General features: G+C 75.3%; 1 protein-coding gene. It reads right to left on the reverse strand.

Features of this window, described 5'->3' with window-relative positions:
* Nucleotides 1–331 precede the first annotated feature (331 nt).
* A complete protein-coding gene (locus GTR02_RS21845) occupies nucleotides 332–751 on the reverse strand; it encodes an Hsp20/alpha crystallin family protein (RefSeq protein WP_166609560.1) in 420 nt (139 codons plus the stop codon).
* Nucleotides 752–996: the final 245 nt, after the last annotated feature.

A 996-nucleotide genomic window follows, 5' to 3' on the forward strand; every position in this document is an offset into this window, starting at 1 on the left:
GCCCCGGGCGGGGTCACCCGGCCACCCGCCGGCGCCGCCCGGGCGGTGAGCGCTGCCGGTGCGGACCTCTCGTCGGTGGCCACCGGCCGGCCCGCCGGACGTCCGGGCGCCGGGGCCCCGGTGGCCCGGGACGACGCCCGGGCCGGGGAGCCCGCGGCGCGCCCGTGGCCGTGGGCGGGGGGTGCGGCGGCGGGACGTCACCGCCCGCCAGCTGCCCGACGATCTCGTCGAACTCCCGCCGCCACCAGTCGTCGTCGCGGTCCGGGGGCTCGTCAGGGGCCTCCCCGGGCCGTGGCCGGCACGGGGAGGCGGCTGCCGACACCGCGCGTCCTCAGGACTGCAGGGCGTGCTGCTCGTCGGAGCTCTCGACCTGGATCCGGCGGGGCTTCGCCCGCTCCGCCACCGGGATCGTCAGGGCGAGGACGCCGCTGCGGTAGGCGGCGGCGATCCGGTCGGTGTCGAGGTTGTCGCCGAGGATCAGCTGCCGGCTGAACACCCCGCGGGGCCGTTCCGCCGCGACCATCTCGGACGCGCCCTCGGTGACCGGCCGCTGGGCCCGGACCGTCAGGACGTTGCGCTCGACGTCGAGCTCGATGCTCGCGGGATCGACGCCGGGGAGGTCGAACTCGACGTGGAACTCGTCACCCGAGCGCCACGCGTCCATCGCCATCACCGCAGGGCGGGCGCTCGTGCCGAGCACCTGCTGGGTCAGGCGGTCCAACTCACGGAAGGGATCGGTGCGCATCAACATGGCCACCACCTCCACAGCAGACGAAGGAGATGCGCTGGAGAGTTTCCGCTGTCCCCCGGTCCTTCCCGGGTGACGACCTCAGTGATAGCACTCCCCGGCCGGTGATGCAAGACCTCTGACGCGTTGCGCTGCAGCCGATGTCACGGAGAGGCCACCTCCGTGTGCCGGTGCCCCGTCGTGGGTAGGGGACCGGGCATGAGCCCCTCCCGGCGTCCGCGCTGCCGCCCGTCAGCGGGTCGACGTCG

The sequence above is a fragment of the Kineococcus siccus genome, assembly GCF_009906795.1.
Classification (GTDB): domain Bacteria; phylum Actinomycetota; class Actinomycetes; order Actinomycetales; family Kineococcaceae; genus Kineococcus; species Kineococcus siccus.

Excerpts from the sequence above, each read along its gene's own strand:
- GTR02_RS21845 (WP_166609560.1), bottom strand. The coding sequence starts at position 751 with ATGTTGATGCGCACCGATCCCTTCCGTGAGTTGGACCGCCTGACCCAG.